Here is a 26,958-nt window from a genome sequence, read left to right as displayed (position 1 = left end):
GCTAGGGTCTGGCGAATGCGCCCTATCCCCGCGACCCGTCTTGGCGACGCCCACGGCCTCCTGCGCGCGATCGAGCAGCGCGGACGGCTGCGGACGGACGAGTTCGTCACCGAGTTCAACCTCGACGAGCTCTTCCCGCCCGGTCTCGAGAACGCGCTCGGCCGGATGCGCCACTTCATCTCGTTCGGACGCCTGGCGGGGCTCGTCAAGGAGGACCGCGGGGTCGTAGAGCTGACCGACATCGGCAAGCGCTACGTCCGGTCCGGCGACCCGGCCGCGCCCTACGACATCTCCTCCCAGCAGGCCGAGTGGCTGCGCCGCCAGCTGCGCGAGCGGCACATGACCGACTCGATCTTCCACGGCCTCGCGATCGGCCTCTCGCTGCTGTCGTCCGTGCCCGCCGGGACGCGCGTCGCGACGATGGACTTCGGCCGCTCGATGGCCTACCTCGGCCGGGCCGGCTGGGACAACGAGAACACGCTGCTGATCCAGGGCGAGCGCCACCTGACCCTGCTGGCCGACCTCGAGCTGATCGACGCCAACCACCGCCTCACGCCCACGGGCGAGCAGGTCCGCGCGGAGCTCACGCTGCCCGTCCACATGTCGCTCGGGGACATCGCGGCCCAGCTCAACCCGGGCGGCGCCGAAGCCGTCCGCCTCGCCGCACAGCAGGAGTTCTCCAAGCCGGCCGCGCCGCCGTCGCAGGCGGAGCCGGCGCCCGCCGCGCCCCAGTCGTCCCCGGCGCACACCCCGCCGCCGGATGTCGAGAGCTCCCCGTACCGCACCGTCATCTCGTCCGCGACCGGCGGCGTCGAAGGCAGCCACGGCGTCCGTCCGCCGGTCGTCCCGCGGCCGAAGTCCTCGCCGAACCTCCCCGCCGACCCGAACCCCGCGGGCGCCGACCCGCTCCTGCCCTTCGCGGGCGGCCGCCGCCACCACTCGGGCCTGACCCCGGGCGACCCGCTCGCGAGCTCGGCTCCGCCCGCGCGCGCCACCCAGATCCAGCCGCGCGTGAGCTCCTCGGCCAGCGTGGCCCCGCCCACGGCCGAGCCGGCGGAGTCCGCGCCGCCGCCGACGAGCGCGCCGCCGGCCTCGTCCGCGCCCGCGGTGGAGTCGGGCGAGCCGCTGGCCGCGCCGCCCACGAACGGGACGCCCCCGGTCGAGTCGTCCACCGGCGCCACGTCATCCCCGGCCACGGACGCCACCGAGCCGCTGGTCGAGCCGAGCGAGCCCGCGGTCGAGCCGGAGGCGTCGTCGCCGCCCGTGGTCGCTCCGAGCGAGTCTGTGGTCGAGCCGGAGGAGTCGTCGCCGCCGCCCGTGGTCGAGCCGGGGGAGCCCGCGCCGGTCGCTGAGTCGTCGGCGCCGCCTGTGGCCGTGCCGGAGGAGCCCGCGCCGGTCGTTGAGTCGTCGGCGCCGCCTGTGGCCGTGCCGGAGGAGCCCGCGCCGGTCGTTGAGTCGTCGGCGCCGCCTGTGGCCGTGCCGGAGGAGCCCGCGCCGGTCGTTGAGTCGTCGGCGCCGCCTGTGGCCGTGCCGGAGGAGCCCGCGCCGGTCGTTGAGTCGTCGGCGCCGCCTGTGGCGGTGCCGGACGAGCCCGCGCCGGTCGCTGAGTCGTCGGCGCCGCCTGTGGCCGTGCCGGAGGAGCCCGCGCCGGTCGCTGAGTCGTCGTCGCCGCCCGAGTCCGCGCCGAGCGAGCCGGTGGTCGAGTCGTCCCCGCCGCCCGTGGCCGCGGGCGTCGAGTCTTCGCCGCCTCCCGCGCTCGCCACGCCGGCGCCGCCCGCGGCGCCGCGGGACGTGTTCGTCGACGCGGCGACCATTCGCGCGGCCGCGATCGCCGCCGGGCTGCGGTTGCCGCCCGGTGTCTACGCGAACGTCGCCGCCGCGCTGAGCGCCGGGAAGCACGTGCTCCTCACCGGGGTGTCCGGGGCGGGGAAGACCGCGCTCGCGATGGCGGTCGCGCGGGCGGCGGCGCAGGAAGGGAAGGCCCGGGGCGCGACGATCGTCACCGGCGACCCGCGTGAGCTGATCCCCGAGGCGGCGGCGCAGGGGCGGTGGGTGATCGTCGACGAGCTCGACCAGGCGGACCCCCAGGCCACGTACGCGCCGCTGAGCTCGTTCCTGGCGGGCGTGCCCGTGACGTTCGCGACGGGCGAGGCCACGCCCGCCGACGACTGGCGGCTGATCGCGACGTGGAACGGCGAGGCGCCGCCGCGCGCGGCGATCCTGCGGCGGTTCGCCGTGATCGAGGTCAAGGCGCCCGCGGAGGACGAGCTGCGCGGCGCGATCAAGCACGCCACCGGCCATGACGCCACCGCGACCGCCGCGGCCGAGAAGCTCGTGCACTACGCCGACCGGGTCGGCGCGGGCGTGCTGCTCGACGCCGCGCGGCACGCCGCGGCGCGCCAGGCGGCGGTGCCGACCGACCCCGACACGCTCGCGGAGGAGCTGCTGGCGGCGTACATCGCGCCGTTGATCGAGCCGTGAGCTTCAGGCGCACGCCGGAGGAACGCGCGGCGCTCGAGCGGGCCAAGGCGACGCTCGACGCGCTGCGGTTCTATCCGGAGCCGGTTCGGCTCGACCGCGTGCGGATCCTGCACACCCCGCGGCTGTTCAAGCTGCCCTGGTTCCGGCGCTTCCACGGGTACAACATGGGCCCGCTGATCCTGATCAAGCGCCCGCTCGACCAGTGCTCGCCGCGCCTGATCGCGCACGAGCTGTGCCACGTCTGGCAGGACCAGGACCACCGCCTGCGGATGTGGCTGAGCTACGTGACGCAGGGCTACGCGAACAACCCGCACGAGATCGAGGCGCGTAAGGCGGGAGCGTCGGCGTGACCGACGAGGTCCTGAGCGCGATCGCCACGGCACGCGCGTTCACGCAGGCCGCCGAGGCGCAGAGCACCGTGCTCATCCTCGACCGGCCCGGTGGCGAGCCCACGATGGTCGAGGTCGACGAGTGGCTCGACGCCGAGATCACCGAGGGCGACGAGGTGACCGCCGTGTCGAGCAGCACCGTGATCGAGGCGTCCGCAAGGCCTTTGCCCGACGTCCGGCCGACGCCGCCGACCGCGATCAGCATCGACGTGCAGACGGGCGAGATCGAAGCGCCGCTGGGAGCGATCGCGCACCTCGCGGACGCCGTTCTCGCCCTGGCCACGGCGTTCGGCGGCCGCACGGTCGCGAGCGTGGAGTTCGCCACGAGCGACCCGGACACCCCGATCACGTTCGCCGCGCGCGTCGGCGAACGCGTCGTCCTGGCGGCCGGCGACGAGCAGTTCGAGCTTTAGCCCAACCCTTGATCGGTGTCCTCGACCTTTGCGTAGTTCTTTTCACACCCGCGTCTGCCGATGTGAAGAACGGGTATCCCGAGAGCCGAGAGAGATGCTGCACCAACGTCACTACACAGCCGCACAGGCCAACGCCCTCCTCCCTGAGGTGCGCGCGACGGTTCGCCGCCTGCAAGAGGCGAAGCGCGTGCTCCAGGACGAGGGCTTCGACACGGGCTTCGCCACGCTCGCCGACGCGGTCGGCGGTGCGTACCCGGGGCGCGAACGCGCGTACGCCGCCGTGGCTGCGACGCTCGGCTTCGAGCACCTCGAGGAGCTGGACCTGCTGGTGCGTGACCTGGAGGCGGGCCTGATCGACTTCCCGGCGCTGCGCGAGGGCCGCGAGGTCTACCTGTCCTGGCAGGTCGACGAGCAGGAGGTCGCGCACTGGCACACCGCCGAGACCGGCTTCCCCTCGCGCTTCCCGCTCGACCCCTGGTCGTAGAGCCCTAGCGCCCCGCTCTTACGCAGTTCTCAGCTAGACCGCTGAGGATGCGCATGTGCGCATCCTCGTAGTGGACGACGAGCCCTCCGTGCGAGACGCGCTGGACCGCGCGCTCCGGATGGACGGCTACAAGGTGCAGGTCGCCGCCGACGGCCGCCAGGCGCTCGACGCGCTCGCCGACCAGCCGCCGGACGCGATCGTGCTGGACGTGCTGATGCCCGAGCCGAACGGGCTCGAGGTGTGCCGACGGCTCCGCGCCGCCGGGGACCACACGCCGGTGCTGATGCTCACCGCGCGGGACGCCGTGCCCGACCGCGTCGCGGGCCTCGACGCCGGCGCCGACGACTACCTGATCAAGCCGTTCGCGCTCGAGGAGCTGGGCGCGCGGCTGCGTGCGCTGCTGCGGCGCACCGGTGCGCCCAACGCCGAGATCCTGCGATACGCGGACCTCAAGCTCGACCCCGCCGGCCACACGGTCACGCGCAAGGGCGTGCCGATCGAGCTCACCCGCACCGAGTACCTGCTGCTCGAGCTGCTGCTGCGCCACCCGCGCCAGGTGCTCACCCGGACGCAGATCTTCGAGCAGGTGTGGGGCTACGACTTCGGGCCCAGCTCGAACTCGCTCGAGGTCTACGTCGGCTACCTGCGCCGCAAGCTCGGCGAGCCCCGGCTCATCCAGACGGTGCGCGGCGTCGGCTACGTGCTGCGCGAGCCGTGAGCTTCCGGCGCCGGCTCGTCCTCTCCTGCGGGGCCGCGGTGGCCTTCGTCGTCGTGGTCGGCTCCGCGCTCGCGTACTGGGTGGTGCGGGACACGCTGCACGCCGAGCTCGACCGTGCGCTCGAGCGGCAGGTGATGGAGCGCCCGCTGATCGCGGCGGGGCGGACGGGCGTCGCCGCCCCGGCTCCCGAGGACGTGATCACCCAGGCACCGCGCGCGTTCGTCACGGTGATCCGGGCCGAGGCGGGCGCCGACGACATCCCGCCGTCGCTGGACGTCGACGAGGACGTGCGCGCGGTGGCCGAGGGCCGCAAGGAGCCGTTCTTCGCCAGCCGCGAGAGCGACGGCGTGCGGGTGCGCGTCTTCGTCGGCCGGACCGGCGACGGGATGACGCTGCTCGCGGCACGCCCGCTGACCGAGATCGACAGCGCGCTCGGCACGCTGCGGTACGCGCTCGGCGCGCTCGCGCTGCTGGGCATCGCGCTCGCGGTCGTGCTCGCGCGGCTCGCGATGCGCGCCGCCGTCCGGCCGGTCTCCGAGCTCACGACCACCGCGGAGCACGTCGCCTCCACGCGGGACCTCACGCGCCGGATCGACGCGCGCGGCGACGACGAGCTCGCCCGCCTCGCGACCGCGTTCAACACGATGCTCGAGGCGCTGGACCGCTCGCAGCGGGCCCAGAAGCAGCTCGTCGCGGACGCGTCGCACGAGCTGCGCACGCCGCTCACCTCGCTGCGCACGAACCTCGAGGTGCTCGCGCGCGGCGGGCCGCCCGACCCCGGCGACCGCGAGCGGCTGCGCACGGACCTCGTGCTGCAGCTGGAGGAGCTGACGGGGCTCGTGGGCGACCTCACCGAGCTCGCCCGTGACGAGGAGCTCGAGATCGAGGACGTCCGCTTCGACGCGCTGATCGCGAGCGCGGTCGAGCGCGCGAGTCGCCACGCGCCGGGCATCACCTACGTCAGCGAGCTCGAGCCGACGCTCGTCAACGGCGTGCCCGCCCGGCTGGACCGGGCGGTCTCGAACCTGCTCGACAACGCGGCCAAGTACGGTGCGGAGCGCAGCGTCGTCGACGTGCGCCTGCGCGACGGGGAGCTCACCGTGCGCGACCGCGGGCCCGGCATCCCGGACGAGGACCTCGCGCACGTCTTCGACCGCTTCTACCGCGCCGACGCCGCGCGCGGGCGGCCGGGCTCCGGGCTGGGCCTGGCGATCGTCCGTCAGGTGGCCGAGACGCACGGTGGGACCGTCACCGCGGAGGCCGCCGCGGGCGGCGGCGCGTTGCTGCGGCTGCGCCTGCCGGTCCTCTCAGCAAGTTCCTAGGTTCGGAAAACGGCGGTCTCAGCCCGCGGCGGGACCGTGGCGGGCATGACCAGTCGTCTTCTGCTCGCCGCCCTCGCGGCGACCGCCTCGTTCGTCGTCGCCTGCGGTGGCGACGAGAAGCCCACGTCTCAGAGCCCGGCGGGCGGGGCGGACAAGAACCAACAGGCGCTGCTCGACTACGCCCGCTGCATGCGCGAGAACGGCATCGACATGCCCGACCCCAAGTTCGAGGGCGGGCGTGTGACGATGCGGGCCGGCGGCGGGCCCGGCTCCGGCACCACCCCGGAGCAGATGCGCAAGGCGCAGCAGGCGTGCGCGAAGTACCAGGAGGCGATCAAGCCGCCCGAGCTCGACGACGAGGAGCGGGCCGAGATGAAGCAGGCCGCGCTCGCGAACGCCAGGTGCATGCGCGAGCACGGCGTGCCGGACTTCCCGGACCCCACGTTCGATTCCAGCGGCGGGGCGCAGATCCGGATCACGAAGGAGCTCGATCCGGAGAACCCGAGCTTCCAGAAGGCGATGAAGGCGTGCGCCAAGACGATGCCGGGCGCCCTCGCCGCCGGGGGCACGAAGCCGTGAGGCGGCGCGCCGTCGTCCTCGTCGCGGTGCTCGCGGCGGGCTGCGGCGAGGCGCCGGCGGCGTCCGAGGCGCCGCCGGTGGAGCGCGAGACCGCGACGGTCGAGCGCACCGACCTCGTCGACCGGGAGAGCCTCTCGGGCACCCTCGGCTACGCGGACCCGGGGGTGCTCGGCGCGGGCGTGGCCGGCACGCTGACCGCGCTGCGCGCGCCGGGCACGGTGGTCACCCGCGGGCACTCGCTGTACGCGGTCGACGGCGCGCCCGCCGCGTTCCTGCTCTACGGCGCGCTGCCGACGTGGCGTGACCTGCAGCCGGGCATGACCGACGGAGAGGACGTGCGCCAGCTCGAGCGCAACCTGCGCGCGCTCGGGTACGACCCCGGCACCGTCGACGACGACTGGGACTGGGAGACGACCGCCGCCGTCAAGGCCTTCCAGGCCGACCGCGGGCTGGAGACGGACGGCACGCTCACGCGCGGCGAGGTCGTGTTCCGGGCGGGCGCGACCCGGATGGGCGAGGCGAAGGCGGACGTCGGCGACGCGGTCGGCGGCGGCCGCCCGCTGGCCGAGCTGTCCGCGACCGACCGCGAGGTCGTCGTCAAGCTCGACGCGCGCCGCCAGCAGCTCGCCCGCCGCGGCGACGAGGTGACGGTCGAGCTGCCGACGGGGGAGACCGCGAAGGGCCGGATCTCCTCGGTCGGGACCGTCGCCAGCCGGGCGAGCGAGGACGCCGACGCGACCGTCGACGTGACGATCGCGCTGCGCGGCCGCGGCGAGGCGCTCGACCAGGCGCCCGTGGACGTCGGCTTCGCGGTCGAGCGCAGCCGCGACGCGCTGGCCGTGCCGGTGAAGGCGCTGCTCGCCCGCCAGGGCGGCGGCTACGCGCTCGAGCTCCCGGACGGTCGCAAGGTGCCCGTCGAGCCGGGCCTGTACGCCGACGACATGGTCGAGGTGACCGGCGACGGCCTGCGCGAGGGCATGAAGGTGGTGACCGCACGATGACGGCCGTCCTCCGGCTCGTCGACGTCGTCAAGACGTATCCCGGTGGTGTCGAGGCGCTGCGCGGCGTGTCCCTCACCGTCGCCGCCGGCGAGGCCGTCGCGGTCGTTGGGCCGAGCGGCTCGGGCAAGTCGACGCTGCTGCACGTGATGGGCACGCTCGAGCGGCCGACGTCCGGCGAGGTGCTCGTGGCCGGGGCGGACACCGCGCGGCTCGGCGAGCGGGCGCTGGCGGCGCTGCGGGCGCGCGAGATCGGGTTCGTGTTCCAGCAGTTCTTCCTGTTGGACGGGATGACCGCGCTCGACAACGTCGCGACCGGGCTCCTGTACGCGGACGTCGCGCCGGGCGAGCGGCGCCGGCGGGCGCGGGAGGCGCTCGAGGCGGTCGGGCTCGAGCACCGGCTGGACCATCCGCCGGCGAAGCTCTCGGGCGGCGAGCGCCAGCGGGTGGCGATCGCGCGGGCGCTGGTCGGCCGGCCCGCGATCCTGTTCGCCGACGAGCCGACCGGGAACCTGGACAGCCGCACCGGCGCCGGCATCCTGGCGCTGCTGCGGGAGCTGCACGCCGCGGGCTCGACGATCGTGACGATCACCCACGACGCGGCGGTCGCGGACGCGTTCCCGCGGCGCGTCGAGATCCGCGACGGCCTCATCGCGGCGGGCGAGCCCGACCGCGTATGGGAGGTCGCGCGATGACCGCCGCGGACGTCCTGCGCACCGGCGCGCTCGGGCTGCGCACGCGGCGCGCGCGAGCGGCGCTCTCCGCGCTCGGGATCGCGATCGGCGTGGCCGCGATGGTGGCCGTGCTCGGCATCAGCGAATCCTCCAAGGCCGACCTCCTGGCCCAGCTCGACGACCTCGGCACGAACCTGCTGCGGGTCGCGCCCGGCGAGTCGTTCCTGGGGGAGGAGTCCGTGCTGCCGGAATCGGCCGCGGCGATGCTCCGGCGCGTGGACGGCGTCGAGTCCGTGGCCGCCATCGCGGGCGTGGGTGACGTGACCGTGCGGCGCACCCCGTACGTCGACGAGGTCGAGACGGGCGGGATCAGCGTCGCGGCGGCCGACCCGGCGCTGCTGGACGCGGTCGGCGCGACGCTGCGGCGCGGGCGCTTCCTGGACGCCGCGACCGGCCGCTACCCGACCGTCGTGCTCGGCGCGCAAGCCGCGGCGACGCTCGGCCTCGACGACGCCGGCGGGCGCGTGTGGATCGGCAACCGCTGGTTCACCGTCATCGGCATCCTCGACCCGGTCGCGCTGGCGTCGAACCTCGACACCGCCGCGCTGATCGGCTTCGACGCCGCCAAGGCGATCTTCGACCGTGACGCCAACCCGTCGACCGTGTTCGTCCGCGCCGACCAGGACCGTGTGACCGGCGTGCGCGAGCGCCTCGGCGCGACCGCCAACCCGCAGCACCCCGAGGAGGTCGACGTGTCGCGACCGTCCGACGCGCTCGAGGCGCGCGCGGCCGCGAAGACCGCGTTCACGTCGCTGTTCCTCGGGCTCGGCGCGGTCGCGCTGCTGGTCGGCGGCGTCGGGATCGCGAACGTGATGGTGATCTCCGTGCTCGAGCGCCGCAGCGAGATCGGCCTGCGCCGCGCGCTCGGCGCGACCCGGCGCCACGTCGGCGTGCAGTTCCTGAGCGAGTCGCTGCTGCTCGCGGCCGCGGGCGGTGTGCTCGGAACCGCCCTTGGCGCGCTGGTGACGTTCGGCTACGCCACCCACGAGGGCTGGCTGGTCGCCGTCCCGCTGGTCGCGCTCGCGGGCGGAGTCCTCGTCTCGGTCGTGGCCGGCGGCGTGGCCGGCCTGTACCCGGCACTCCGCGCCGCCCGCCTGTCCCCGACGGAGGCGCTGCGAAGTTAAACGTCCAGGACGTTTATGTTCGGGGTGTGCTCCCGCCCGGACCGAAGGCGCCGCAGGCGCTCCAGACCGTCGAGTGGATCGTGCGGCCGACGAAGTTCCTCCGGGACGCGCAGGCCCGGTACGGGGAGCCGTTCACGATCCGCACGGCCTGGTCGGACGCGCCGATGGTGCTGACCAGCGACGCCGAGGAGATCAAGCGGATCTACGCGGCCAAGCCGGATGTGCTCCGCGGCGGCGACTCCGCGGCGTTCATGGAGCCGTTCGTCGGCCGCAACTCGCTGCTGATCCTGCACGGCGACGAGCACCTGCGCCAGCGCAAGCTCGTCCTGCCGCCGTTCCACGGCCAGGCGCTCAAGCGCTGGACGGACCAGATCGCCGAGCTCGCGCACGCGCACCTGGACACGTGGCCGGTCGGCACGCCGTTCAAGGCGCACCGCAAGATGCAGGACCTGACGCTGGAGGTCATCCAGCGCGTGATCTTCGGCTCGCGCGACGACGCGCTCAGGGACGCGCTCCGGGCCACGCTCGACATGACCGCCAGCACCGCGAACCTGATCGCGATGTCGCTGGTGCAGCGCGACCTGGGCCCGTACGGCCGCTTCCTCGCGTCGATCAAGCACATCGACGAGCTGGTCTACGAGCGGATCGACCAGCCCTCCACCGGCGACTCGATCCTCGACCTCCTGCGCGACTCCGGTGCCACGCGCGAGGAGCTGCGCGACCAGCTCGTGACCCTGCTCGCCGCCGGCCACGAGACGACCGCGACCGCGCTCGCCTGGGCGCTGGAGCGCCTCGCGCGTCATCCCACGGACCTCACCGAGGACCCGGACCCGTTCATCGACGAGGTCCTGCGGACACGCCCGGTGCTCGCCATCACCGCGCGCAAGACGCTGCAGCCGTACGAGCTGCAGGGCCACACGCTGCCGGCGGGCGTCTACGTCGCGCCCTGCATCTACCTCGCGAACCGCCGCGGCCGGTCGATCCCGTTCGGCGGCGGCACGCGCCGCTGCATCGGCGCCGCGTTCGCGCAATTGGAGCTGCGCGAGGTGTTACGAGCCGTGAGCATGCGGTTCTCCATCCGACCCGTGAGGGCAGAAGGCGAGCGGATGCGCCGCCGCAGCATCACACTCGCCCCCGCACGCGGTGCGGAGATCGTCGCGAACCCGCTAGCGTGAGTCGGCGCGATGTCCGGGTCTTTCTGCCGCCATAACCGGCCTACCGATAAGTGTTCGATCTGCTCGCGTGAGCTTGACGAGAAGCTCCGCAACCAGGCGCCCATCCGCTACGTCACGGTGAAGAAGCCCGGGACGACGGCCACGCCCAAGTCCCGCGCGTCCGCGAGCGGCACCAGGGCGTCGTCCTCACGCAGCTCGGGCGGCGCCGGCCGCGTCGTCACCCGCAAGGAGCGCCGCGCCGCCGACGACGGCTACCGCAACCCGCTGCTCCCGGGCATGAAGGCCACCGCCGACGCCGAGCGCCTCGCCGGTGCGCTGACGCTGGCCACCGAACGGCTGCAGCCGCCCGGCCCGCACCCCGTGATCGCGGACATCGCCAACCTCGACGACGCGACCTGGCTGGCCTTCCTGATCGCGCTCGCGCCGGAGCTGGAGACGGTCCTGACCGAGGCGGAGCCCCGCTGGAGCACGCGCGACGTCTCCGCGCTCCCCGAGGCCAAGCAGAAGACCGCGAACGCCTACCTCGCGTGGGTGGAGCGCGCCGGCACGCAGCAGGCCGCGTTCACCGGCGAGTCGTTCTGGACGCCCGAGCGTCGCTTCGACCGCGTGTTCGAGCGCCTCGCGCTGCCCGGCTTCGGCCGCGGCGCCCGCTACGAGCTGCTGGTCACGCTCGGCGCGGCGGGCCGCTACGAGGTCGAGGCGCAGTCGCCGCAGTTCGTCGAGGACGACACCACGACGCTCGCCGCCAAGCGCCTGTTCGTCTCGGGCGACCGCATGCTCCTGGAACGGCGCGCCCGCGACTTCATGGACGCCGCCGAGCTGCCGATCGCCGCGCTCGACCACGGCCTGAAGGTGTGGGCCACGCCCGGCGAGCATGTCGACCTCACCGCGGATCCGGCCCCGGGCGTCGCCGCCGCCCTCAGTCTCCGCTGACACCCTTGGCGCTGACGCCGCTTTCAGCTCTCGCGCCGAGCGCCACGCGTGTGCTGGAGCGGCTCGCCCCGCCTCCGCAGCCGGTGGACGCGCCGCCGCCCAAGGCGCGTCCGTGGAAGCTCCTCCTGCTGGCCTGCTTCGCGCTGGCCGGCGTCAGCCTGCTGTTGCCGAGCGTGCCCACGTACGACCCGTGGGCGTGGATCATCTGGGGCCGGGAGGTCGCGCAGGGCGACCTGGTGACGACGACCGGCCCGAGCTGGAAGCCGCTACCGGTCATCTTCACCACGCCGTTCAGCCTCGCCGGCGACGACGGCGCGCCACTGCTGTGGCTCACCGTCGCGCGGGCCGGCGGCATCCTCGCGTTCGCGCTGGCGTTCCGGCTCGGCGCGCGCCTCGCGGGGCCGTTCGCGGGGATCATCGCCGCGAGCTCGCTGTTCCTCGCCGACGAGTTCATCCGCAACTTCTTCCGCGGCAACAGCGAGGGCATCCTCGTCGCGCTCTGCCTGTGGGCGCTCGAGCGCCACCTGGACGGGCGCCGCCGCGACGCGTTCCTGCTGGGAATCGGCGCCGCGCTGCTGCGGCCCGAGGTGTGGCCGTTCATCGCGCTCTACGGGCTGTATCTGCTGATCGCCGAGCGCAAGCTCAGCACGGTGCTGCTCGTCGGCGGCGGTGGGCTCTCGCTGATCCTGCTGTGGTTCGTGCCCGAGTACATCGGCTCAGGCGACTTCCTGCGCGCCGCCAACCGCGCGCGCCAGCCCAACCCGGACTCCGCGGCGTTCGCCGCGCACCCGTTCATCGAGGTCTTCAACCGCAGCGCGTCCGTGCTGTCGCTGCCGGTCTACATCGGCGGGCTGATCGCGTTCGTGGTCGCGCTGGTGCGAAGAGACGGGCTGTACCTGACGATGGCCGCGATCGGCACCGTGCTGATGGTCGCCGTGGCGGGCATGACCCAGGCCGGGTTCGCCGGCAACCTGCGCTACGTCGCGCTGCCCGCCGCGCTCGTGTGCGTGCTCGCCGGTGCGGGATGGGTGTGGTTGGTCCGTGCCACGAACAAGCGCGCGGGCACGGTCGCCGCGGCCGCGCTCGCGGTCGTCATCGCCGCCGCGTCGGCGCCGTTCGTGATCGACGACGTGCGTGAGCTGGACGAGGGCTGGTGGCGGATCGACCAGGAGGCGCAGCTCTACGGCACCGTGCCGGAGGCGATCGAGGCGGCCGGCGGGCGCGAGAAGCTGCTCGCGTGCGGCACGGTGTACACGGGGGCCTTCCAGACGCAGGCCGTCGCGTGGTACATGCATCTGCACGAGATGGAGTCGGAGATCTTCGCCTTCCCGCCCGGCACGACGATCGCCCCGAACTACTCCGCGCTGTCCAAGGACCCGCGGTTCCCGACGATCGCCAAGACCCGCAAGTGGGTCATCGGCTCCTCCTGCGCACGCTGATGGCCGCCTCCGCCCTTCACCGCCGCCCCGCCGCGCTCGCCCGCCACGCGCGTTCGCTGACGGGCTCGTGGGTCGCCGTACCGCTCGGTCTGGCGGCGCTGATCGCGCTGTCGCTGATGATGCGGACCGCGGAGCTGAAGATCGGCTTCTGGATCGACGAGGGCCTGTCCGTCGGCATCGCCGACCGCCCGCTCGGCGACATCCCCGCCGCGCTGCGCAAGGACGGCTCGCCACCGCTCTACTACATGCTCCTGCACTTCTGGCTCGGCGTCGCCGGCGACTCCGAGGAGGGCGTGCGCTCGTTCAGCCTGATGTGCGCGCTGCTCGCCGTCCCGGTCGCGTGGTGGGCGGGGCTGAAGATCTGGGGCACGCACAAGGCGGGCTGGTTCGCGGCCGTCCTGATGGCCTTCAACCCGTTCCTGAGCCAGTACGCGCAGGAGGCCCGGATGTACGCGATGGTCGCGCTGCTGGCCATCCCGGTGACCGTCTGCTTCCTGCGCGCCTACGCGCTGGACACCTCCAGCCGGCGGCCGTGGGTGATCGGCTTCGCGGTCTCCGAGGCGGTCGCGCTCTACACGCACAACTGGCCGATCTTCTTCGGCGCCGCCGCCGGCGCGGCCTGGATCGTCCTGTTCGCGCTCGCCGAGCGTGCCCGCCGCAAGGAGCTGTTCCGCGACGCGCTGATCGGCTTCGGCGGCGCGGCCCTGCTCTACCTCCCGTGGGTGCCGACGACGCTCTACCAGGCCCAGCACACCGGCGCCCCGTGGGCCGACGCGCCCGCGTTCAGCTCGCTGCTCGGCGTGCCGGGCGTGATCCTCGGCCGGCTGCCGGAGATCGTCTTCCTGATCTGCGCGGGCGCCGGGGTGATCGCGTTGCTGCGCACGCGCCCGCTCGGCCAGCACGGCCGCGCCGCGCTCGCGCTGCTGATCATCTGCGTGCTGACCCCCACCCTCGCCTGGGGGCTGTCGCAGAGCTCACCCGCGTGGGCCAACCGCTACCTGGCGGTCGCGGTCGCGCCGTACCTGCTGCTGGCGACGGGCGGACTCGCGCACGCCCGCCGGCTCGGCGTCTTCGGCCTCGCGCTCGTCGTCGTCATGTGGGCGCAGGACACCGCGCCCGTGGAGAAGAGCAACGTGCGCTCGGTCGCGCACAACATCGGCCCGAGCCTCGCGCCGGGTGACCTCGTCATCTCCACCCAGCCCGAGACGATCCCGGTGCTGCACTACTACCTGCCGGACGGCCTGCGCTACGCGACGCTGACCGGCGAGGAGACCGACTTCGGCGTCTGGGACTGGCGCGACGGCGTCGAGCGGCTGGAGGCGACGAGCGCCGAGACCGACCTCGCGCCACTGATCGACTCGCTCGAGCCGGGCACCCGCGTCGTCCTCGTCGAGCCGATCGTGTGGACGCTCAACCGCTGGCGCGCCCCCTGGACGAAACTGATCCGGATCCGCTCCAAGGAGTGGGCGCAGGCGCTCTCGAACGACCCGACGATGGAGATCGCGTCGATTCAGCCGACGAACTTCACGCCGCCGCGGCCGAACCCGGTGCGGGCGACGGTGTATGTGAAGACTGGCTAGACCGGCTCCGGCAAGCACGCCCGATTCCGGCGAGCGCCGATCACCGCCTGGCGCCACCCGGCGACCGGCCATGGGCCACCGGCCCACTACCGGTCACCGGTCGGCCCCAGATCGGCGCCGGCGCTCACCGGCGATCGCACGTGCTTGCCGTCGCCGGTCGCCGGCAACGTCAGCGCGAACTTCGCGCCGCGCGAGGACGGCTCGATGTCCAGGGTCCCGCTCATGCGCTCCGCCAGCTCGCGGCCGATCGCGAGGCCCAGCCCGAAGCCCGAGACCTCGCTGCTGGCCTTGCCGCGGTGGAAGCGCTCGAAGATGTGCGCGCGCTCCTCGGGCGGCACCCCTGGGCCGTGGTCGGCCACGCGGACCACGGCGCTGCCGTTCTCGCGGCTCGTCGTGATCTTGATCGGCTCGCCCGGCGGCGCGTAGCGCAGCGCGTTGTCGATCAGGATGCGCACGACCCGCGCGCACGCCGCCGGGTCGCCCGTGCCCCAGCACGGCCCGGGGGAGTCGACGACGAGCGCGGTGTCGCGCTCGGACGCCAGCAGCTCGAACTCGGCCTTGACCGCGCGCGCGATCTCGCCCAGCTCGACGGGTTCGCTGCGCAGCTGCACCGCCGCGTCGAGCCGCGACAGGTCCAGCAGCTCGCTCGCCAGCACGGACAGTCGCCGCAGCTCCCGCCGCGCGCTCGCGACCTGCTCCTGGGCGTCCGTCAGGTCGCCGCCGTCGCGGAGGTCCTCATCGAGCAGCTCCATCGTGCCCTGGAGGATCGTCAGCGGCGTGCGCAGCTCGTGCGAGGCCGTGGACACGAACGAGCGCCGCGCCGCCTCCTGCCGGCGCAGCTCCTCCTGCATGCGGCCGATCGCGCGGGCGAGGTCGCCGACCTCGTCCCGCCCGCGGTCCAGCGGCGCCGGCGCCTCCGGGCCCTCGGCCGTGATCCGCAGCGCGGACCGCTGCAGGCGCCCGAGCCGGCGCGTGAGCGTCCCTGACAGCGTGATCGCCAACAGGATCGCCACGGCGAGGCCGATCGCCGCGGCGGTGAAGAACGCGTTGCGCACGCTGGTCACCGTGCGCGCGACCTCGGTGAGGTCCCGCTGGGCCACGACCACGCCGACGACCTTCTCGTCGTCGAACACGGGCATCGCGAACGTCAGCTCGTCGTCACGGATCTCCGTCGTCGACAGCCCTTCGCGGCGGGCGCGCATGGCGTCGGCGAGCGGCCGCGCCTGCGTGGCGGTCGAGCCGGTGTCGAACAGGAACGCCGGCGAGTCGCCGGCCGAGCTCTCGTACAGGTCGTCGGTCACGGACACGCGGCCGTTGGTGCGCTCGCTCAGGTCGTACCCGAGCTCCAGGAGCTTGCGGTACCGCCGACCGCGCTTGCTCGCGCGCGGATCCTCGGCGCCCTTGACCGGGCCGGTCGTCAGCGCATCCTTGAAGTCGGTGCGCATGGTCTCCGTCGAGTCCTGCAGCTGGCTCGTGGCCTCGTCCCGCAGCTGCTGCTGCAGCGGGCTGAGCGTGATCGCGGCCGCCACGGCGAGCGTCACGGCGCTGGTGGCCACGAAGGCCAGCAGCAGCCGCCCTCGGAGCCCGCGCAGCGCCGTGCGGATCATGCTTCGCGGAAGCGGTAGCCCTGCCCGGGGACGGTCAGGATGAGGCTCGGCTCCTCCGGACGCGCCTCGAGCTTCTCGCGCAGGTGGCGGATGTGGACGTCGATCGCGCGCGGGTCGCGATAGGCGGAGTCGCCCCAGATGGCGCGCAGCAGCTCCTGGCGGTTGAACGCGTAGCCGGGGCGGCTCATCAGGCAGCCGAGCAGCTCGAACTCGCTGAAGGTGAGGCGGACGGCGTTGTCGTCGACGGTCACGCGGCGCAGGTCGCGGTCGAGCATGACCGGGCCGACGCGCACGTTGCCCTCGACGACGCGGCCCTGCGCCCGGCGCAGGACGGCGCGGATGCGTGAGCGCAGCTCGGCGAGGCCGAACGGCTTGGTCACGTAGTCGTCGGCGCCGGCCTCGAGGCCCTGCACCGCGTCGGCTTCGCTGTCAAGCGCGGTCAACATGATGATTGGCACCACGTCGCGCCGGGAACGCAAGGTGCGAGCGACGTCGTAGCCGGTCGGGCCCGCGCCGAGCGCGACGTCGAGGAGAACCACGTCATAGGAGCGCTCGGCGGCCGCGTCGAGCGCGGTCTCGCCGTCTCCGACTGCGGTCACACGGTGCCCTTCACGCTCGAACGAGCGCGTGAGCATCTCCCGCAGCGGGCGGTCGTCATCGACCAGAAGGATGTCCAGAGCGGTGCTGGGCTGCACGGCCGGAGAGGTTAGAGGCTGGGCTTAAGGCCTGTTAGCGCCCTTTAGCAACGGCCGTGAAATCGCCCACGGGTGGGCAAGGTGGGTGCCATGTCCACGGTTGACATCACGCCGTCTGACGCCCCGCGTCAGTCCCGGCCCGAGAAGCCGGTCGCTGTCCTCGGCGGCGGCCCCGCCGGCCTCACGGCCGGATACCTCCTCGCGAAGGAGGGGCGTCCCGTCATCGTGTTCGAGGCGGAGGACCAGGTCGGCGGCATCGCCAAGACCGAGGTTCGCGACGGATACCGCTTCGATCTGGGCGGCCACCGCTTCTTCACCAAGGTCAAGGAGGTCGACGACCTCTGGCACGAGGTGATGAAGGAGGAGTTCCTCAAGCGCCCCCGGATGTCGCGCATCTACTGGCGCGGCAAGTTCCTCGACTACCCGCTCAACGGGCAGGACGTCATCAAGAAGCTCGGCCCGGTCGAGCTGACGCGGTGCCTGCTCTCGTACCTGTGGGCGGCGATCACGCCCAACGGTCGTGAGGACAACCTCGAGCAGTGGGTGTCGAACCGCTTCGGCAAGCGGCTCTACCAGCACTTCTTCATGTCCTACACCGAGAAGGTGTGGGGCGTCCCGGCTTCCGAGGTGCGCGCCGAGTGGGCCGCGCAGCGGATCAAGGGCCTGTCGTTCTTCTCGGCCGCCAAGGCCGCGTTCTTCGGCAACAAGGGCAACAAGATCAAGTCGCTGATCAACGAGTTCCACTACCCGCGCTTCGGCCCGGGGCAGATGTGGGAGACGATGGCCGACGAGATCATCGCCAACGGTGGCGAGGTCCGGCTCAACACGCCGGTCACGTCGCTCGAGGTCAAGGACGGCAAGGTCGTCGCGATCGAGGCCGGCGGCGAGCGCATCGAGCCCTCGCAGGTCATCTCGTCGCTGCCGCTGCGCGCGACCGTCGGCATGGCCGGCGCCGCCGCGTCCGGTGACGTGCAGACCGCCGCCCAGGGCCTGCGCTACCGCGACTTCCTGACCGTCGCCCTGATCATCGACGGCGACGACCTGTTCCCGGACAACTGGATCTACATCCACGAGCCCGGCGTCGAGGTCGGTCGCATCCAGAACTTCCGCTCGTGGTCGCCGTGGATGGTCCCGGACCAGTCCAAGGCCTCGATCGGCATGGAGTACTTCTGCTTCAAGGGCGACGACCTCTGGGAGTCCTCGGACGAGGACCTCGTCGAGCTCGCGAAGTCCGAGATCGAGAAGCTCGGCCTGGCGAAGGCCGAGAAGGTCGAGCGCGGCTTCGTCACGCGCGTCCCGAAGGCCTACCCGATGTACGACGCCGACTACGCCGAGCGCGTGGACGCGATCAAGGGCTGGCTGGACGGCATCGGCAACCTGCAGCAGGTCGGCCGCAACGGCCTCCACCGGTACAACAACTCGGACCACTCGATGCTCACCGCCATGCGCGCGGTCGACAACATCATGACCGGTTCGAAGCATGACCTGTGGGCGATCAACGCCGAGTCGGCCTACCACGAGGAGCAGCAGGAGCCCTCGCAGCCGTACAAGCGGGTTCCCAAGACCAAGTACGTCGACGAGCCGCTCGTCGAGACCAAGGAAGAGGCAGCCGCCTAGACGCATGTCCGATTGGCCCCTTCCGGGTGCGATGCCATTCTGATCCCACGCTTTGGAGGGCGTTCGGACGGAAGTTGCACCTCACGGAGGGGGAGCGGACGGATTCGCCGAGAACGGCCGTGTCTTACGACACGGCCGTTTGTCGTTAAATGGCGCGCATGCCCGCCATCGCTGACCTCGGCCGTTCTGACACCGAGCGCCAGAAGCACATCGTCGACGTCCTCGTCGACGCGTTCGCGGACCTGATCGAACGCGACCCGCGCGCCTTCCGCGGCAAGTTCCGCAAGATGGCCGCGGACCCGTTCGCGTTCTACCGCGGCAGCGCGCCGCTGTTCTACGCCGACATGGCGCAGCTCGACGACCCGTGGGTGGACGACTCGACCTCGCGGGTGTGGATCCAGGGAGACCTGCACGCCGAGAACTACGGCACCTACATGGACTCCGCGGGCGTGCTCGTGTTCGACGTCAACGACTTCGACGAGGCCTACCTCGGGCACTACACGTGGGACCTGCAGCGGATGGTGGCGTCGCTCGCCCTGCTCGGCTTCCGCAAGGCGCTCAGCGACGCGTCCATCACCGCGCTGATCGAGACCTACGGCACGGCGTACGTGGAGACGGTGCGCCTGTTCGCGACGAGCGAGGTCGACCGCGACTTCCGGCTGACGCTCGACAACACCGAGGGGCCGCTGCTGTCGGTGCTGCAGGTGGCGCGCGCCGAGACCCGCGTGCGGCTGCTGGACGCGTTGACCGCGTTCGACGGGGTGGATCGCAAGCTGGCGAGCGGACCGGGCGCGCGCGAGCTCGACGATGACGAGCGCGCCGCCGTGCTCGCCGCCTACGAGCGGTACCTGGACACGATCCCCGAGGCCAAGCGCCAGCAGTCGCTCTCGTACGCGGTCAAGGACGTCAAGGGCCGCGCCGGCGTGGGCATCGGCTCGGCGGGCCTGAAGGTCTACACGCTGCTCGTGGAGGGGCGCACGCAGGCGCTGGAGAACGACGTCGTGCTGTCGATGAAGCAGGCCGGCACGCCCGCGGTGTCACGCGTCGTCACCGACGAGAAGATCCGCGCCTACTTCGAGCACGAGGGGCACCGCACCGCGGTCTCCCAGCAGGCGCTGCAGGCGCACGCCGACCCGTGGGTGGGCTGGTGCGAGCTCGACGGCGTCGGCCAGATCATCAAGGAGGTCTCGCCCTACGAGGCCGACCTCGACTGGGACGTCGTGACCGAGGTCGACGAGATGCGCCCGCTCGTGCACGACCTCGGCCGCGCCACCGCCAAGGTCCACTGCGTGTCCGACGCGGGGTCCGAGCACCCGCTCGTCGACGTCAACGTCGAAGCGAAGATCACCGACGTGATCGACGGCCGCGACGCGGAGTTCGCGAGCCACCTCGCGCGCTTCGGCGCCGAGTACGGCGCGCTCACGCGCGAGGACCACCGGCGCTTCGTCGACGCCTTCCGCAACGGGATGATCCCGGGCGTGGAGGCGGACTAGGGCGCTTGGTCGCGGCGAGCCGGCTGGCGCCGGCTGCGTCGCGACTTCGGCGGGGAGATCGCTGCGCGGATCTCCTAGCCCCGGATCTTCACGTTGCGGGTGAGCGTGCGGGTGTTCCCGGCCGCGTCGACCGCGCTCACCCGCACGGCGACCGTCAGCGACCGCTTGCGCCGGAGCGCCTTGCGGACCGCCTTCGTGCCGCGCGCGGTCAGCTTCACGCGCACCACCGCGCGCTTGCCGGCCGTGAGCGAGGTCCGCGCGGAGCGGAACTGCGCGACGCCGCGGATCGACGCCTTCACGGTCGCCCGGCAGCCCTCGTCGGTGCGCAGCGCCAGCGACAGCCGCTTGAGCCGGCGCACGCTGCGCACGCCGGTCGCGCGCAGCGCCAGCGAGCACGCGCGCGTGTCCGGGGCGACGGTCGCGGGCGGCGAGCCGAGGTCGCAGGCCGACAGCGCCCCGTCCACCAGCCGGTAGACCGGCCCGCTCAGCGAGACGACGAGGATCCGGCCGCAGGCGTCCTCGCCGAAGGAGCTCAGGCTCTCGACCGACAGCCCGGTGGCGGCGTCCGACCGCGGGTCGGCCAGGTCGACGGACCGCAGCGCCGCGTTGCAGAAGTCGCCGTAGACGTAGCGGCCGTTGAGCGTCGGCAGGCCCGGGTCGCGCACGACGTAGCCGCCGGTGATCGAGCAGAAGCCGTCGCCGCTGTGGGTCTTGTCGAGCACGGGACCCGCGGTCCCGGACGCGCACGTGGCGTCCTGGCGCGGCCCGGCGACGGCGCCTTCGCGGCACGGCCAGCCGTAGTTGCCGGCGAGGCCGACGTTGATCTCCTCGCGCGCGCCCTGGCCGACGTCGGCGATCACGACCTGGCCGGTGGCACGGTCGAACGAGAACCGCCACGGGTTGCGCAGGCCGACCGAGGCGATCGTCGGCGCGCCCGTGTCCGGGTTGAGCTTGATCAGCTTGCCGAGCAGCGAGCCGGGGTCCTGCGAGTGCCGGTACGTGTCGTCGCCGCCACCGCCGTCGCCCGTCCCGAGCCACAGCTGTCCGTCCGGGCCCCACTGCACCTGCCCGCCGTTGTGGTTGCCCGCCTCGCGGTGCGGGATCGTGATCAGCACGCGGCCGCTGGCGGGGTCGGCGGCGTCGGCCGTGGCGCGCCGGTACTCGCGCACCTGGATGTCCCCGCCCGCGACCGTCAGGTAGACGAAGAAGCGGCCGGACGCGGCGTAGTCGGGCGCGAACGCCATCGACAGCAGGCCGCGCTCGCTGTCGTCGGACAGCGTGCTCGACGTGATGTCCAGGAACGTCTGCGTCGCCCCGTCGCGCGCGACGACGATCCGGCCCTTGCGCTCGACCACGTACACGCGGGTTCCGTCCCCGGGCGCGCCGGTGGCGAACGTGGGCTCGGCGAAGTCCCCGAGCTTGCTGAGCGACGGCGCGGCTTCAGCGGTGCCGCAGACCGCGAGCGCCGCGATCAGTGATCCGCCACATGCCCACCTTCGGGCTCGAGCGGCAACCCCTGCGCGTCCCATTCCAGCAGTCCTCCGGTCATCGTGTACGCGTCGTAGCCCGCCTGCCGAAACGCGTTCGCGGCCATGGCCGACCGTCCACCTACCCGGCAGTAGAAGACGACAGGCGTCTCGCGGTGGATCGTGTCCGCCTGCGCGTCGACTTGACCAAGTTCGAGGTGCCGCGCGCCAGGTATCCGGCCCTCGTTCCACTCGTAGGCCTCGCGGACGTCGATCAGCTGCACCTTGCCCTCACGCACGAGCTCCGCGACCTGCCCAGCTTCGATGTCCATGCCTCGGACGGTACCGTCCGCCTCCATGGAGTGGGTCAATTGGTCGGGCTCGCAGCGCTGCACGCCCACGCGGTTCATCGCGCCTCGCACCCGGCAGGAGCTCGCGCAGGCGATCGTCGACGGTCCCGCGCCGGTGCGCGTGGCGGGCGCCGGGCACTCGTTCAGCGGCGGCGTGCCGACCGAGGGCACGTTGCTCAGCCTCGACCACCTCGCGCGCGTGCTCGACGCCGACGCGGCCACCGGGCGCGTCCGCGTCGAGGCCGGCATCCGCCTGAAGGCGCTGTCGAGCGAGCTGCACGCGCGCGGGCTGGCGATGCCGAACCTCGGCGACATCGACGCGCAGTCGCTCGCCGGGGCGCTGAGCACCGGGACGCACGGCACCGGCACGCGCTTCCCCAACCTCGCCGGGCAGGTCGAGTCGGTCGAGCTGATCCTGGCCGACGGCACCGAGCGGACGATCACCGGCGGCGACCTGCTCAAGGCCGCGCGCGTCTCGCTCGGCGCGCTCGGCGTGATCGTGGCCGTGACGCTCCGCTGCGTGCCCGCGTTCAAGCTGCGGATCGTCGACCGGCCGGAGCCGCTCGCCGACGTCCTCCAGTCGCTCCAGGAGCGCGCCGACGCGCACGACCACTTCGAGTTCTGGTCGTTCCCGCACAGCGAGGTCGCCCTGGTCCGCACGCTCGACGAGACCCAGGACGCGCCGCGGGTCCCGGGGCGCGCACGCACGTACGCGAGCGACGTGCTGATGGACAACCACGCGTTCCGCGCCTTGAGCGAGGTGGCGAAGCGCTTCCCGGGCCAGATCCCGCGGCTGAACCGCGTGATGGCCGGAGCGGCGTCCCAGCGCGAGCGCGTCGACTGGTCGTACCGGATCTTCGCCTCCCAGCGGCTCGTGCGCTTCGAGGAGATGGAGTACGCGCTGCCGCGGGAGCACGCCGTCGAGGCGGTCCAGGCGGCCAAGGCCGCGCTCGAGCGCCATCCGGTCAGCTTCCCGATCGAGCTGCGCTTCAGCGCCGGTGACGACGCGCTGCTGTCGCCCGCGCACGCGCGCGAGTCGACGTTCGTCGCGGTCCACGTGTTCCGCTCGATGCCCTACGAGGCGGCGTTCCGCGACGTCGAGGCGGCCATGAGCGCGCTCGGCGGGCGCCCGCACTGGGGCAAGCGCTCGTTCCTGGGCGCCCCGGATCTCGCTGCGCTCTACCCACGCTGGGACGCGTTCCAGGCCTTCCGCCGCGAGCTCGACCCCGACGGGCGGTTCGCCAACGCCTGGCTGCGAAAGGTGCTGGGATGAGGCGATGAAGTCCTTCAACATCTTCGAAGACGCCAGCTTCGAGTACGACGAAGAGGACCCCGAGGGCTACCGGACCGGGTACCACCGGCTCGGTCCTCTGCTCGACGGTCAGCGGATGGGCGCGACCGTCTACGAGATCCTGCCGGGGCAGGCGCTGTGCCCGTACCACTGGGAGACCGAGGAGGAGTGGCTGCTCGTGCTCGCGGGCGAGGTGACGCTCCGCCACCCGGAGGGCGAGGACGTGCTCAGGCCCGGTGACATCGTCGCCTTCCCGGACAACCCCGCCGGCGCGCACAAGACGTACAACCAGGGGTCCGAGCCGGCGCGGATGCTGATGTGGTCCACCAAGGACCGCGCCGGCTACTGCATCTACCCGGACTCGGACAAGGTGCTGCTGTTCGCGGAGGGCGCCGAGAGCCGCCGTCACCAGCTCGGCCCGGAGGTCGACTACTACCTGGACGAGACCTAGAGGAAGGTCTTCCCCTCGCCGCGGTAGGTCGGCACCGTGTCGACGATCTTGTCGCCCTGGACGAGGTGGACCTCGTCGAAGCGCTCGCACAGCTCACCGGCCTTCGCGTGGCGGAACCACACCTGGTCGCCGACCCGCAGGCCCGCCGCGGCGCGGCCGAGCAGCGGCGTCTGCACCTCGCCCGCGGCCTCGAGCGCGTCGAGCTTGAGGCCCGCGGGGAGCACGGGGCGCGGCAGCCGGTCGCGGCCGGGCGCCCCGGACGCGATGTAGCCGCCGCCGAGCGCGGTCGCGAGCTTCGGCGTGGTCTTGCGCACCACCGGCAGCACGAAGAACGCGGCCGGGGTGGGGCGGAAGGCGCGGTAGGTGTCGAACAGCGTGGGGCCGTACAGCCCCGAGCCGGCGGCGACCTCGGTCACGGCCGGCTCAGCGGCGGTGCGCTCGATCGAGCCGGTCCCGCCGCCGTTGACGAACCGCAGCGGCGCGACCGAGCGCACGGCGTCGACGACCTCAGCGCGCCGACGCGCCAGCTCACGCGCGGACAGCGCCTGCAGCACCGGCAGTGCGAGCCGCATCAGCGGGCGGCCCGGCGGCCGGTCGCCGACACCGGCGATCTGCCCCTCGTAGGCCATGATCCCGTCCAGCCGCAGCTCCTCCCGCGCGACGATCGTGCGGGCGAAGGCCTCGGCCTGAAACGGATCGTGCAGCGGCGAGCGCTTCGGGCCGAGCGTCATAAGACCGCCGGGAACGCGCCAGCCGGCGTCGATGTCGATGCACACCTTGACCGGGCCGCCGGGCTCGGCGGCGGCGATCAGGTCCAGGTGCTCGACGCAGTCGACCATGACGGTGATCCCCGCCCGTGCGTCCGCGTCGGACGCAAGTTGGCGCAGCGCACCCCGGTCCACGGTGGGATAGCCGACCACCAGGTCGTCCCATCCGAGCGACGCCAACCACAGCGCCTCGGGCAGCGTGAAGCACAACTGCCCCTGGAAACCGGCTTTCAACGCCCTGGCTTGCAGTGTGCGGACACGCAGGGATTTCGACGCGAGGCGCAGCGGAACGCCGCTCGCACGTCTCATGAGATCGGTGGTGTTGGCGTCGAACGCGTCGAGGTCGATGACCGCAAACGGCGCGTCCAAGCCAAATGTGGCGGTTTGCAACACGCTTTGGATTGGTCTCTGGAGCAAGTTCACCCGAATCGGGGACGCTATCCGCTCCGAGATCAGCTAGAGTGCCCGCCGGAACACGGGACATAACGCCGAACTCAACAACAGCTCAGGCTGAGTTGAGGCGGGGGAACCAAGGTTTGGAGCAGGGGTCACTGCTCCGGGGGCGAATCGCCACAAGATGTGGTGTAGCGCGACGCTTTCCGCGCGAGCCCGACAGCTAACCCCGTAGGCGGTCAGAAAGAGGAGATCGTCTTGTCACGCTGTCGCACGCTCTGCGTGGGCTTGCTTTTAGCTGGAATTGCTCTGCCGGTATCGACGGCGGATGCCCGTCGGATCTCATTCGGCGAGCGAGACCTGCGCTCAGGGATGCGCGGGACTGATGTTCGGGTCCTGCAGGACTTCCTGACGAAGGCCGGGGTCAAGACGAAGGTCGATGGCCGGTACGGTCCGGCCACCACGTCCAGCGTCCGGCGCTGGGAGCGCAAGTCCTCCCTGCCCGTCGACGGCAAGATGCCGAAGACCGACGCTTCGACGCTGCGGATGCAGGTCGCCCAGGGGACTGCGGGTACGCAGTCCGTCCCTGCCCCCGCGCCGACTGCCAATGCCACCCTGGGGGCCGACGGAAAGGCGATCGCGCCGGCTGGCGCGCCGCCCGAGGTGGTCGCGGTGATCGCGGCCGCCAACGAGATCGTGGGCAAGCCGTACCGGTACGGCGGCGGCCACGGGGATTGGGAAGATTCCGGCTACGACTGCTCGGGCTCTGAGTCCTACGCCCTCCACGGTGCCGACCTGGTCAGTCGGCCCATGAACTCCTCGGAGTTCATGTCGTGGGGCGAGCCTGGCGCGGGCCAGTGGATCACCAGCTACGCCCACGGCGGGCATTCCTTCCTCGTGGTCGCCGGCCTGCGTTTCGACACGGGCTACAACGACTCGTCGTCTTCGGGGCCGAAGTGGTCGACGAAGATGCGGCCGACGGACGGCTTCACCGTCCGCCACCCCGAAGGCCTCTAAGCGGCTCTAGTAGTACTCGCGACCGCGCGCGACCGGACGTTCTTCGACGACCGTCCGGCGCCGGTCGCGCCAGCCGCCGAGGAAGAAGAGCGTGATCACGAGTCCGATGATCCCGATGATCATCAGGATGATGCCGACCGTGGAGATCTCGAGCCCCGAGATGTCCGCGTCGACGGCGAAGTAGAGGATCGCGCCAACGGCGATCAGGAAGAGTGAGGATCCGATTCCCATGTCGAGGATGTGGATCCCCGCCGCCTTCGCGCGCCAAACTAGGTGGCTATGCCGCCGACAACAGACGTTGACACCTACTCGCTGACGCAGGAGCAGGTCGACTTCCGGGACATGATCCGCCAGATCGTGCGCGAGCGGGTCGCGCCGCGCGCCGCGGAGATCGACGCCAAGGCCGAGTACCCGTGGGACATCCGCAAGCTGTTCGCGGAGCAGGACCTGCTCGGGCTCCCCTTCGAGGAGCAGTACGGCGGCACCGGCACCGGCGCGCTGATGCTCAGCGTGGCGATCGAGGAGGTCGCCCGCGCGTGCGCCTCCAGCGCGCTGATCCTGATGCTCCAGGACCTCGGCACGCTCCCGATCAAGCTCTTCGGCTCCGACGAGCTCAAGCAGCGCTTCCTGCCCAAGTGCGCGTCCGGCGAGTGGTCGCCGGCGTTCGCGCTGTCCGAGCCCGAGGCCGGCTCGGACCCGGGCGGCATGATCACCAAGGCCGTCAAGGACGGCGACGAGTGGGTCATCACCGGCACCAAGAACTGGATCTCGAACCTCGGGATCGCCGACTTCTACATCGTCTTCGCCAAGACGGACATGTCCGCGGGCCGCTCGCGCGGGATCAGCGCGTTCGTCGTCGAGGCCGACCGCCCGGGCTTCTCGGTCGGCAAGGTCGAGCACAAGCTCGGCATCAAGGGCTCGCCGACCGGCTCGCCGATCTTCGACGACGTCCGCGTCCCCGCCGCCAACCTGATCGGCGTCGAGGGCAAGGGCATGAACGTCGCGCTCGGCACGCTCGACCACTCGCGGCTCGGCGTCGCCGCCCAGGCCGTCGGGATCGCCCAGGGCGCGACCGACCACGCCGTCGCCTACGCCAATGAGCGCCGGCAGTTCGGCAACCCGATCTCCGAGTTCCAGGGCATCCAGTTCAAGCTCGCCGACATGGAGACCCGCACGGCGGCCGCGCGCGAGCTGCTGTACCGCGCGAGCGCCAAGATCGACCGGCACGAGGCGGACCGCGGCAAGTACTCGGCGATGGCCAAGCTGTTCGCCTCGGACACGGCGATGGCGGTCACCGTCGAGGCCGTGCAGGTGCTCGGCGGCTACGGCTACGTGAACGAGTACCCGGTCGAGCGCTACATGCGCGACGCCAAGATCACGCAGATCTACGAGGGGACCAACGAGATCCAGCGTCTCGTGATCGCGCGCACCCTCCGGTAGCC

The 26,958-nt window shown here is 72.4% G+C and carries 26 protein-coding genes and 1 riboswitch; of the genes, 20 read left to right on the top strand and 6 right to left on the bottom strand.

Translation table 11 applies throughout. The features are described 5' to 3' along the window. Positions 1–15: 15 nt before the first annotated feature. The 14 genes from C8N24_RS06255 to C8N24_RS06190 all read left to right on the top strand — a co-directional run bounded on the left by C8N24_RS06255 (position 16) and on the right by C8N24_RS06190 (position 14,369). Positions 16–2,481 (top strand): hypothetical protein, encoded by a 2,466-nt coding sequence (locus C8N24_RS06255; protein ID WP_121249067.1) that lies wholly within the window; start codon positions 16–18, stop codon positions 2,479–2,481. Further along, positions 2,478–2,831, top strand: a complete 354-nt coding sequence (locus C8N24_RS06250; RefSeq protein ID WP_121249065.1) for a hypothetical protein — start codon at positions 2,478–2,480, stop codon at positions 2,829–2,831. The genes C8N24_RS06255 and C8N24_RS06250 overlap by 4 nt, the downstream gene beginning before the upstream one ends. Beyond that, on the top strand, positions 2,828–3,283 hold the full coding sequence (locus tag C8N24_RS06245; RefSeq protein WP_121249063.1) for a hypothetical protein: 456 nt from the start codon (positions 2,828–2,830) through the stop codon (positions 3,281–3,283). The genes C8N24_RS06250 and C8N24_RS06245 overlap by 4 nt, the downstream gene beginning before the upstream one ends. Positions 3,284–3,377: 94 nt before the next feature. Further along, entirely contained in the window at positions 3,378–3,767 is a 390-nt protein-coding gene (locus C8N24_RS06240) for a DUF2203 domain-containing protein (protein ID WP_121249061.1), read from the top strand. A gap of 55 nt (positions 3,768–3,822) precedes the next feature. Further along, complete coding sequence (locus tag C8N24_RS06235; RefSeq protein WP_121249059.1) at positions 3,823–4,485, top strand: response regulator transcription factor; 663 nt, start codon at positions 3,823–3,825, stop codon at positions 4,483–4,485. Further along, entirely contained in the window at positions 4,482–5,807 is a 1,326-nt protein-coding gene (locus tag C8N24_RS06230; RefSeq protein ID WP_121249057.1) for a sensor histidine kinase, read from the top strand. The genes C8N24_RS06235 and C8N24_RS06230 overlap by 4 nt, the downstream gene beginning before the upstream one ends. A 45-nt stretch (positions 5,808–5,852) precedes the next feature. Next, the gene (locus tag C8N24_RS06225) at positions 5,853–6,386 is read left to right on the top strand and encodes a hypothetical protein (protein WP_147447659.1); all 534 of its coding nucleotides are present in this window, start codon (positions 5,853–5,855) and stop codon (positions 6,384–6,386) included. Next, positions 6,383–7,387, top strand: coding sequence for an efflux RND transporter periplasmic adaptor subunit (locus C8N24_RS06220; protein WP_121249053.1), 1,005 nt, complete (start codon positions 6,383–6,385; stop codon positions 7,385–7,387). Before C8N24_RS06225 ends, C8N24_RS06220 begins: the two co-directional genes overlap by 4 nt. Next, on the top strand, positions 7,384–8,079 hold the full coding sequence (locus C8N24_RS06215) for an ABC transporter ATP-binding protein (RefSeq protein WP_121249050.1): 696 nt from the start codon (positions 7,384–7,386) through the stop codon (positions 8,077–8,079). Before C8N24_RS06220 ends, C8N24_RS06215 begins: the two co-directional genes overlap by 4 nt. Beyond that, positions 8,076–9,242: an ABC transporter permease gene (locus C8N24_RS06210; RefSeq protein WP_245971776.1), complete on the top strand. Its 1,167-nt coding sequence runs from the start codon at positions 8,076–8,078 to the stop codon at positions 9,240–9,242. Before C8N24_RS06215 ends, C8N24_RS06210 begins: the two co-directional genes overlap by 4 nt. A gap of 26 nt (positions 9,243–9,268) precedes the next feature. Further along, positions 9,269–10,417 carry a cytochrome P450 gene (locus C8N24_RS06205; RefSeq protein ID WP_121249046.1) on the top strand — a complete coding sequence of 383 codons (1,149 nt, stop codon included), beginning with the start codon at positions 9,269–9,271 and terminating at the stop codon, positions 10,415–10,417. Between the two features lie 117 nt (positions 10,418–10,534). Next, on the top strand, positions 10,535–11,350 hold the full coding sequence (locus C8N24_RS06200; RefSeq protein ID WP_121249044.1) for an alpha-glutamyl/putrescinyl thymine pyrophosphorylase clade 3 protein: 816 nt from the start codon (positions 10,535–10,537) through the stop codon (positions 11,348–11,350). 5 nt (positions 11,351–11,355) lie between these two features. Next, positions 11,356–12,789, top strand: a complete 1,434-nt coding sequence (locus tag C8N24_RS06195) for a hypothetical protein (RefSeq protein WP_147447658.1) — start codon at positions 11,356–11,358, stop codon at positions 12,787–12,789. Beyond that, positions 12,759–14,369 (top strand): glycosyltransferase family 39 protein, encoded by a 1,611-nt coding sequence (locus tag C8N24_RS06190; protein ID WP_121249040.1) that lies wholly within the window; start codon positions 12,759–12,761, stop codon positions 14,367–14,369. The genes C8N24_RS06195 and C8N24_RS06190 overlap by 31 nt, the downstream gene beginning before the upstream one ends. A gap of 86 nt (positions 14,370–14,455) precedes the next feature. Here C8N24_RS06190 and C8N24_RS06185 read toward each other — a convergent pair whose 3' ends face one another. Together C8N24_RS06185 and C8N24_RS06180 are read right to left on the bottom strand one after the other, a co-directional pair. Next, entirely contained in the window at positions 14,456–15,976 is a 1,521-nt protein-coding gene (locus tag C8N24_RS06185) for a sensor histidine kinase (RefSeq protein WP_121249038.1), read from the bottom strand. Then, entirely contained in the window at positions 15,973–16,671 is a 699-nt protein-coding gene (locus C8N24_RS06180) for a response regulator transcription factor (RefSeq protein WP_245971775.1), read from the bottom strand. Before C8N24_RS06180 ends, C8N24_RS06185 begins: the two co-directional genes overlap by 4 nt. Before the next feature lie 90 nt (positions 16,672–16,761). Between C8N24_RS06180 and C8N24_RS06175 the strand changes: the two genes are divergently transcribed. Together C8N24_RS06175 and C8N24_RS06170 are read left to right on the top strand one after the other, a co-directional pair. Beyond that, the gene (locus tag C8N24_RS06175; RefSeq protein WP_121252975.1) at positions 16,762–18,288 is read left to right on the top strand and encodes an NAD(P)/FAD-dependent oxidoreductase; all 1,527 of its coding nucleotides are present in this window, start codon (positions 16,762–16,764) and stop codon (positions 18,286–18,288) included. Positions 18,289–18,446: 158 nt separating this feature from the next. Continuing rightward, the gene (locus C8N24_RS06170) at positions 18,447–19,781 is read left to right on the top strand and encodes a DUF2252 domain-containing protein (protein WP_121252973.1); all 1,335 of its coding nucleotides are present in this window, start codon (positions 18,447–18,449) and stop codon (positions 19,779–19,781) included. Between the two features lie 74 nt (positions 19,782–19,855). On the opposite strand, the gene C8N24_RS06165 is transcribed toward C8N24_RS06170, so the two are convergent. Both C8N24_RS06165 and C8N24_RS06160 read right to left on the bottom strand, forming a co-directional pair. Next, complete coding sequence (locus tag C8N24_RS06165; RefSeq protein WP_121249034.1) at positions 19,856–21,310, bottom strand: PQQ-dependent sugar dehydrogenase; 1,455 nt, start codon at positions 21,308–21,310, stop codon at positions 19,856–19,858. Continuing rightward, positions 21,253–21,579: a rhodanese-like domain-containing protein gene (locus tag C8N24_RS06160; protein WP_170178881.1), complete on the bottom strand. Its 327-nt coding sequence runs from the start codon at positions 21,577–21,579 to the stop codon at positions 21,253–21,255. The genes C8N24_RS06165 and C8N24_RS06160 overlap by 58 nt, the downstream gene beginning before the upstream one ends. A 25-nt stretch (positions 21,580–21,604) precedes the next feature. On the opposite strand from C8N24_RS06160, the gene C8N24_RS06155 reads away from it, so the two are divergent. Together C8N24_RS06155 and C8N24_RS06150 are read left to right on the top strand one after the other, a co-directional pair. Next, on the top strand, positions 21,605–22,870 hold the full coding sequence (locus C8N24_RS06155) for a D-arabinono-1,4-lactone oxidase (protein ID WP_121249032.1): 1,266 nt from the start codon (positions 21,605–21,607) through the stop codon (positions 22,868–22,870). Positions 22,871–22,874: 4 nt separating this feature from the next. Continuing rightward, positions 22,875–23,339: a cupin domain-containing protein gene (locus tag C8N24_RS06150; RefSeq protein WP_121249030.1), complete on the top strand. Its 465-nt coding sequence runs from the start codon at positions 22,875–22,877 to the stop codon at positions 23,337–23,339. Here C8N24_RS06150 and C8N24_RS06145 read toward each other — a convergent pair. Next, positions 23,336–24,529 (bottom strand): amino acid deaminase/aldolase, encoded by a 1,194-nt coding sequence (locus tag C8N24_RS06145; protein WP_245971774.1) that lies wholly within the window; start codon positions 24,527–24,529, stop codon positions 23,336–23,338. The genes C8N24_RS06150 and C8N24_RS06145 overlap by 4 nt on opposite strands. Positions 24,530–24,582: 53 nt before the next feature. Further along, a riboswitch (cyclic di-AMP (ydaO/yuaA leader) is annotated at positions 24,583–24,753 on the top strand. A 118-nt stretch (positions 24,754–24,871) separates the two neighbouring features. On the opposite strand from C8N24_RS06145, the gene C8N24_RS06140 reads away from it, so the two are divergent. Continuing rightward, positions 24,872–25,516, top strand: coding sequence for a peptidoglycan-binding protein (locus C8N24_RS06140; protein WP_121249028.1), 645 nt, complete (start codon positions 24,872–24,874; stop codon positions 25,514–25,516). Between the two features lie 6 nt (positions 25,517–25,522). Here C8N24_RS06140 and C8N24_RS06135 read toward each other — a convergent pair whose 3' ends face one another. Then, positions 25,523–25,747: a DUF6458 family protein gene (locus C8N24_RS06135; protein ID WP_121249026.1), complete on the bottom strand. Its 225-nt coding sequence runs from the start codon at positions 25,745–25,747 to the stop codon at positions 25,523–25,525. 48 nt (positions 25,748–25,795) lie between these two features. Here C8N24_RS06135 and C8N24_RS06130 point away from each other — a divergent pair, with 48 nt between their 5' ends. Then, positions 25,796–26,956 (top strand): acyl-CoA dehydrogenase family protein, encoded by a 1,161-nt coding sequence (locus C8N24_RS06130; RefSeq protein ID WP_121249024.1) that lies wholly within the window; start codon positions 25,796–25,798, stop codon positions 26,954–26,956. The last annotated feature ends 2 nt before the right edge of the window (positions 26,957–26,958 follow it).

Origin of the sequence: Solirubrobacter pauli (assembly GCF_003633755.1) — a bacterium.
In the GTDB taxonomy this organism is placed as follows: domain Bacteria; phylum Actinomycetota; class Thermoleophilia; order Solirubrobacterales; family Solirubrobacteraceae; genus Solirubrobacter; species Solirubrobacter pauli.
The sequence above is the reverse complement of the archived record's forward strand: the minus strand, read 5'-3'. Positions and strand labels throughout refer to the sequence as shown.

Bases quoted from the DNA above. Each gene is read 5' to 3' on its own strand.
- C8N24_RS06170 (WP_121252973.1), top strand. From the start codon at position 18,447: ATGCCCGCCATCGCTGACCTCGGCCGTTCTGACACCGAGCGCCAGAAG.
- C8N24_RS06215 (WP_121249050.1), top strand. From the start codon at position 7,384: ATGACGGCCGTCCTCCGGCTCGTCGACGTCGTCAAGACGTATCCCGGT.
- C8N24_RS06135 (WP_121249026.1), bottom strand. From the start codon at position 25,747: ATGGGAATCGGATCCTCACTCTTCCTGATCGCCGTTGGCGCGATCCTC.
- C8N24_RS06165 (WP_121249034.1), bottom strand. From the start codon at position 21,310: ATGGGACGCGCAGGGGTTGCCGCTCGAGCCCGAAGGTGGGCATGTGGC.
- C8N24_RS06240 (WP_121249061.1), top strand. From the start codon at position 3,378: ATGCTGCACCAACGTCACTACACAGCCGCACAGGCCAACGCCCTCCTC.
- C8N24_RS06140 (WP_121249028.1), top strand. From the start codon at position 24,872: ATGCGCGGGACTGATGTTCGGGTCCTGCAGGACTTCCTGACGAAGGCC.
- C8N24_RS06185 (WP_121249038.1), bottom strand. From the start codon at position 15,976: ATGATCCGCACGGCGCTGCGCGGGCTCCGAGGGCGGCTGCTGCTGGCC.
- C8N24_RS06225 (WP_147447659.1), top strand. From the start codon at position 5,853: ATGACCAGTCGTCTTCTGCTCGCCGCCCTCGCGGCGACCGCCTCGTTC.
- C8N24_RS06130 (WP_121249024.1), top strand. From the start codon at position 25,796: ATGCCGCCGACAACAGACGTTGACACCTACTCGCTGACGCAGGAGCAG.
- C8N24_RS06155 (WP_121249032.1), top strand. From the start codon at position 21,605: ATGGAGTGGGTCAATTGGTCGGGCTCGCAGCGCTGCACGCCCACGCGG.
- C8N24_RS06210 (WP_245971776.1), top strand. From the start codon at position 8,076: ATGACCGCCGCGGACGTCCTGCGCACCGGCGCGCTCGGGCTGCGCACG.
- C8N24_RS06175 (WP_121252975.1), top strand. From the start codon at position 16,762: ATGTCCACGGTTGACATCACGCCGTCTGACGCCCCGCGTCAGTCCCGG.
- C8N24_RS06255 (WP_121249067.1), top strand. From the start codon at position 16: ATGCGCCCTATCCCCGCGACCCGTCTTGGCGACGCCCACGGCCTCCTG.
- C8N24_RS06150 (WP_121249030.1), top strand. From the start codon at position 22,875: ATGAAGTCCTTCAACATCTTCGAAGACGCCAGCTTCGAGTACGACGAA.
- C8N24_RS06160 (WP_170178881.1), bottom strand. From the start codon at position 21,579: ATGGACATCGAAGCTGGGCAGGTCGCGGAGCTCGTGCGTGAGGGCAAG.